The sequence below is a fragment of the Acidovorax sp. HMWF018 genome (assembly GCF_003061035.1).
Taxonomy (GTDB): domain Bacteria; phylum Pseudomonadota; class Gammaproteobacteria; order Burkholderiales; family Burkholderiaceae_C; genus Acidovorax; species Acidovorax delafieldii.
On sequence record NZ_QAIM01000517.1, the window covers coordinates 1 to 5,235 of the forward strand.

The 5,235-nt window shown below is 67.1% G+C and carries 4 protein-coding genes; 3 read left to right on the forward strand and 1 reads right to left on the reverse strand.

Annotation, left to right across the window (positions count from 1 at the left end; translation table 11 throughout):
- On the reverse strand, nucleotides 1–327 hold a 327-nt coding region (locus DBR23_RS22000), incomplete at its 3' end, for a DUF4124 domain-containing protein (RefSeq protein ID WP_108499586.1).
- 232 nt (nucleotides 328–559) lie between these two features.
- Here DBR23_RS22000 and DBR23_RS22005 point away from each other — a divergent pair.
- The 3 genes from DBR23_RS22005 to DBR23_RS31490 form a co-directional block, all read left to right on the forward strand.
- Nucleotides 560–1,744, forward strand: a complete 1,185-nt coding sequence (locus DBR23_RS22005; RefSeq protein ID WP_108499580.1) for an ABC transporter substrate-binding protein — start codon at nucleotides 560–562, stop codon at nucleotides 1,742–1,744.
- 313 nt (nucleotides 1,745–2,057) lie between these two features.
- Nucleotides 2,058–4,280 (forward strand): TonB-dependent siderophore receptor, encoded by a 2,223-nt coding sequence (locus DBR23_RS22010; protein WP_108499581.1) that lies wholly within the window; start codon nucleotides 2,058–2,060, stop codon nucleotides 4,278–4,280.
- 198 nt (nucleotides 4,281–4,478) lie between these two features.
- Nucleotides 4,479–5,235 (forward strand): aminoacetone oxidase family FAD-binding enzyme (locus DBR23_RS31490; RefSeq protein ID WP_233250665.1); only part of this gene is annotated, 757 nt, incomplete at its 3' end.

The following is a 5,235-nucleotide window of genomic DNA, read 5'->3' on the forward strand; positions in this document are numbered from 1 at the left end:
TGCCGTGGCCACGGCATTGGGCTGGGCCGTGCATTCACGCTGGTTGCGCTCGATAGCGGCGCGCGCCTGGGGGATGCCCTGGGTCTGCAGGTAGTTCTTGCGCTGCCAGGTGGGGCCGAATGCGCCCTCGCCAACGGGTGCTGCCGCGGGCTGCACCGGGGTGGCGCCACGGGTGGTGGGGCGCACGTCGATCTTCTCGCCCTCACCCGCACAAGGCGCGTCCTGGAACGACACCTTGCCATTGGCGTCCGTGCACCTGTTGATGGCCCAGGCGGGGGCCAGGCAGCCCAGCGCCAGGGCACAGAGGGCGTAGCGGATCAAAGTCATGGTGTTGTCCTCGGCAGGTCCATGCCACATGCTACCGCGCCGCATGGGGCGGGGCGAATCGCACCGTCTTGCGCGGGTGCCGTCAGAGCCGTGGGTGGATAGACACATGTCCCTAAGATGACGCGCCCCCGGTAGAAACCCGGTGCGTGCCGGGCACAGCGCCCTCCTACCATCGCCGCTCTTCGGGGCCTCGCAGCCCTTCGAATCGGTTTTTTGCTGGAGATGCTGTGTGATGAAGACCCCGAATGCAAATGCGTGGCCCGCCGACCAGGGGCTGCCCCTGGCGCGCCGCCGCAGCCTGGTCCTTGCGCTGGCCGGTAGCGCGGCCCTGGCTGGCCTGCCCGCCCGCGCACAGCCCGCCAGCGGCGGCAAGGGAGACATCCTCATCGGCCGCTCAACCGCACTGTCAGGCGGCATGGCGCCGTTTTTGTCGCCCATCCACGAGGGGCAGGAGGCCGCCGTGGAAGACGCCAACGCCAAGGGCGGCATCGGTGGCCGCAAGATCCGGCTGGTGTCGCTGGACGATGGTTTTGACGCCCGCCGTGCGCTGGACAACGCCAAGCAGCTGAGCGAAAAAGACGGCGTGCTGGCACTGTTTGGCGTGGCCGGCACCTCGCAGGTCATGACGCTGCTGCCCTACCTGGCGCAGGCCAAGCTGCCGCTGATCTCCGTGTACACCGGCAGCCCCGCCGTCCGCACGCAGCAGCACCCCTACCTGTTCACCACCCGCGCCAGCTATGCCGACGAACTGGTGAAGATCGTGCGCAACCTGGTGGCCGTGCAGACCTCGCGCATCGCCGTGGCCTACGAAAACAACGACTTCGGCAAGCTGCTGCTGCCCCTGGTGGAAAAGACGATTGCCGCCGAGGGTGCTGCGCTGGCTGGCTCGCACGCACTGGCCTCTTCGGGTGAAGACGCGAACGATGCTGCCAAAGCCCTGGCCACACAAAAGCCGCAGGCTGTGCTGCTGGTGGCAGCAGGCCCGTCCGTGGTGGCTTATGTGCGGGCCAACCGCGCGCACCTGGGCGTGCCCATCTACACCTTGTCGCTGGGTGCGGGCAGCGCCGTGCTCAAGGCGCTGGGCGACGACGCGCGTGGCCTGGCCGTGGCGCGCACCGGCCCGTCCCCCACCAAGCCCACCATTGCGCTCACGCGCGACTTCCAGGCCTCCATGAAGCGCCACGACAAGCCGGCGGACTACGACCGCTATACCGGCTACATGGACGCACGCGTGCTCATCGAAGGCCTGCGTGCTGCGGGCCCCGGTGTCACACGCGCCAGCCTGGTCACGGCCATGGAGGGCCTGGGCAACCTGGACCTGGGCGGCTTCAGCTACCAGTTCAGCCCGCAGAACCACCATGGGTCCAACTATGTGGACATTGCGGTGGTGGGCCCGGGCGGGGTGTACCGGCAGTGAGAGCCACGACTCGCTGGCGGCTTCGGCGCCAGCGGGTCTGCAGGACATGGCACGCCGCGTGACCGTGCCGCAGTGACCACCACAGCGCCACACAAAGGCATCACCCCAGCTACCGGGTGCAGCGGGCTACGTCCCACCCGGTGCGTTGTGCCGCCAGAACAACAAAAACCCGCACCTTGGGGCCATATCCTCCATGTTTTTGCGAATAGTTCGCATTTGTATTTAAAATTTTACAAATCCCAGCCAGCCGTGCATCCCGTCGGAGGAGCGTTGCCAGCCAGCCTGCCAACGCATTTCCCTCAGGAGCCCTCTCATGCACGCACCCCGTAGACACCTTGTCTGTGCCCTCCATCCGCTGGCGGTGGCCGCCTTCCTCGCAGCCAACATGATGGGCACCGCCGGTGCCCAGACCACCGCCGGGTCACCCGCAGATACCACCGAGACCTCCCCTGCAGGCGCCACCCGCACCGACCAGATCGTGGAGCCCAAGGCGCTGGACAGCGTCACCGTGTCAGGCGCGCGCGAGAGCGCGTCCACCCGCCTTCAGCTCACACCGCGCGAAACGCCGCAGTCCGTCAGCACGGTGACGCGCGCGCAGATCGAGCGCCAGTCGCTCACCAGCATCGACAGCGTGCTGCGCAACGTGAACGGCATTGCCGTGAGCTTCTACGACACGCAGCGCCCGCTGTACTACGCGCGCGGCTTCCAGATCACCGACTTCCAGACCGACGGCCTGCCCAGCTACAGCAGCAGCACCAACCAGGAATTCGACACCGCGCTGTACGAGCGCATCGACATCGTGCGCGGCGCCAACGGCATCCAGACCGGTGTGGGCGTGCCGTCGGCCACCATCAACATGATCCGCAAGAGCCCGCAGCGCGAGTTCGCCGCGTCTGTAGCGCTCACCGCCGGGTCGTGGAACCTGTACCGGGGCGAGCTGGACATCAACGCACCGCTCAACAGCGACGGCAGCGTGCGCAGCCGCCTGGTCGTGGCCCCGCAGAAGAAAGAGAGCTTCCGCGACCGCTACTCCGAGGACAAGACCGCCCTGCTGGCGGCGGTGGAGGCCGACATCGGCCCATCCACCGTGGTGTCGGTGGGCTACCAGCGCCAGTCCAACGACCCCAAGGCGCCGATCTGGGGCACCATCCCGCGTTTTGCCACCACGGGCGTGCCCATCGACCTGCCGATCTCCACCAGCTTCTCGCCGCCCTGGACGCGCTGGGAGCGCACCTCGGGCACGCTCTATGCCACGCTGGACCACCAGATCAACGACGACTGGAGCCTGAAGGCCGCGCTGAACCACACCGAGGGCGACACCTTCCGCCTGAGCACCTACGGCTATGGCGCCACCACCAGCCAGGCCCCCTTCATCAACCCGGTGACCGGCGCGGGCACGACCCTGTATGCCTCCGTGAGCGGCGGCAGCGAAACGCAGGACACGGTGGACGCCTACCTGTCGGGCAAGTTCGAACTGGGCGGCCGCAAGCACGACCTGGTGGTGGGCATGAGCTCCACCCGCACCGCCACCCGCACCGATGGCTACACCTCGGTGGCGGGCTGGAGCTATGTGATCCCCAACATCTACACCTGGGACGGCAACGCGCCAGCGCCCACCTATTCCAAGACCGGCGCCTGGCGCACACAGATCACGCAGCAGACGGGCCTGTTCGCCTCGGCACGCTGGCGCTTGGCCGACCCGCTGTCGGTGCTCACCGGCCTGCGCCTGACCGACTGGCACCGCCACTCCGACACCTATGGCACCACGGGCGCCTATGCGGGCCGCTCAGCCATTCAGGACGAAAACCGCAAGGTCACGCCCTTCATCGGCGCCGTGTACGACATCACACCCACGCTGTCGGCCTACGCCAGCTACGCGCGCATCTTCAACCCGCAGAACTACAAGGACCGCAACAACAATCCGCTGTCGCCCGTCATCGGCAGCAATGCCGAGGCCGGCCTCAAGGCCGAGCTGTTCGAGCGCCGCATCCAGGCGCACTTTGCGGTGTTCCAGACGAAGCAAGACAACTTCGGCATTCGCGACAGCGCCATCACCACGCCGCTGCCCGACGGCACCCTGCCCTACGTGGCCGTGAACGGCACCAAATCCACCGGCTTCGAGCTGGAGTTCGCAGGCATGGCCACCCGGCAGTGGCGCGTGAGCGCAGGCCTGACCCGCGCCAAGGTCACGCGCGCTCCCACCGACCTCATCTACGCCAACATGCCCGATTACCTGCTGCAACTGGGCACGGACTACCAACTGTCGGGCGCGCTCGCACCGCTGTCGGTGGGCGGCAACCTGACCTGGCAAAGCGCCATCGAGGGCTTCAACATCCCGCACCCCAGCGGCACGGTGACGGTGAAGCAGTCGCCCAAGGCCATCCTCAACCTGCGCGCGTCCTGGCAGTTCAACCCCAAGGTGAGCGCCACGCTGGCGGTGAACAACGTGACCAACCAGAAGTACTGGGCCAACCTGGACTACAGCAACTATGCGGACCCGCGCAATCTGAGCGTGACCTTGCGCGCGAAATTCTGACCATCCCCCTGAGCGGCTGCGCCGCTTCCCCCTTCTCTCGAATTGCTACGCAATTCGGGAAGGGGGACACCGCCAGCGCGGCGGGGCGGCCCTTGCGCGGCGGTCACTGGCATGGGCCGCGCGTGCTCCACGGGTAGCAGGCAGCGGAGCGGTCAAAGTCGGCACAATCAGCCCCTTTCCCAACCGCATCCACACGCCGTGCCGACGATCCCATTTTTTGACGCCATCATCATCGGCGCCGGCGCTGCCGGCTTGTTCTGCGCGGGCCAGGCGGGCCAGCGGGGGCTGAAGGTCTTGCTCATCGACCATGCGGACAAGGTGGCCGAGAAGATCCGCATCTCGGGCGGCGGGCGCTGCAACTTCACCAACCGCGACCTGGACCCGGCCGCGCCGCACAAACACTTTGTGGGGCAGAACCCGCAGTTCTGCCGCTCGGCGCTGTCGCGCTACACGCCGGCCGACTTCATCGCGCTGGTGCAAAAGCACGGCATCCCGTTTCACGAAAAGCACAAGGGCCAGCTGTTTGCCGACCGCTCGGCCGAGGACATCATCGCCATGCTGCTGGCCGAGTGTGAGGCGGGCGGCGTGACCCGCTGGCAGCCCTGTGGCGTCAAAAAAATAGCCTTTTTGGCCTCAAGCGCTAGTGAATCATGCCGGGGCAGCTATCAAATTGATACCGATCGCGGTCCGGTGTCGGCGGGTGCGCTGGTCATTGCCACGGGCGGCCTGTCCATCCCCAAGATCGGTGCCACCGACTTGGGCTACCGGCTCGCGCAGCAGTTCAACATCCCGCTCGTCGAGCGCAAGCCGGGTCTGGTGCCGCTGACCTTTGACGGCGCGGGCTGGGCGCCGTATGCGCAGCTGGCCGGGCTGGCGCTGCCGGTGCAGATCAGCACGGGTGCCAAGAAAGCCCGCATGGCGTTTGACGAAGACCTGCTGTTCACCCACCGGGGCC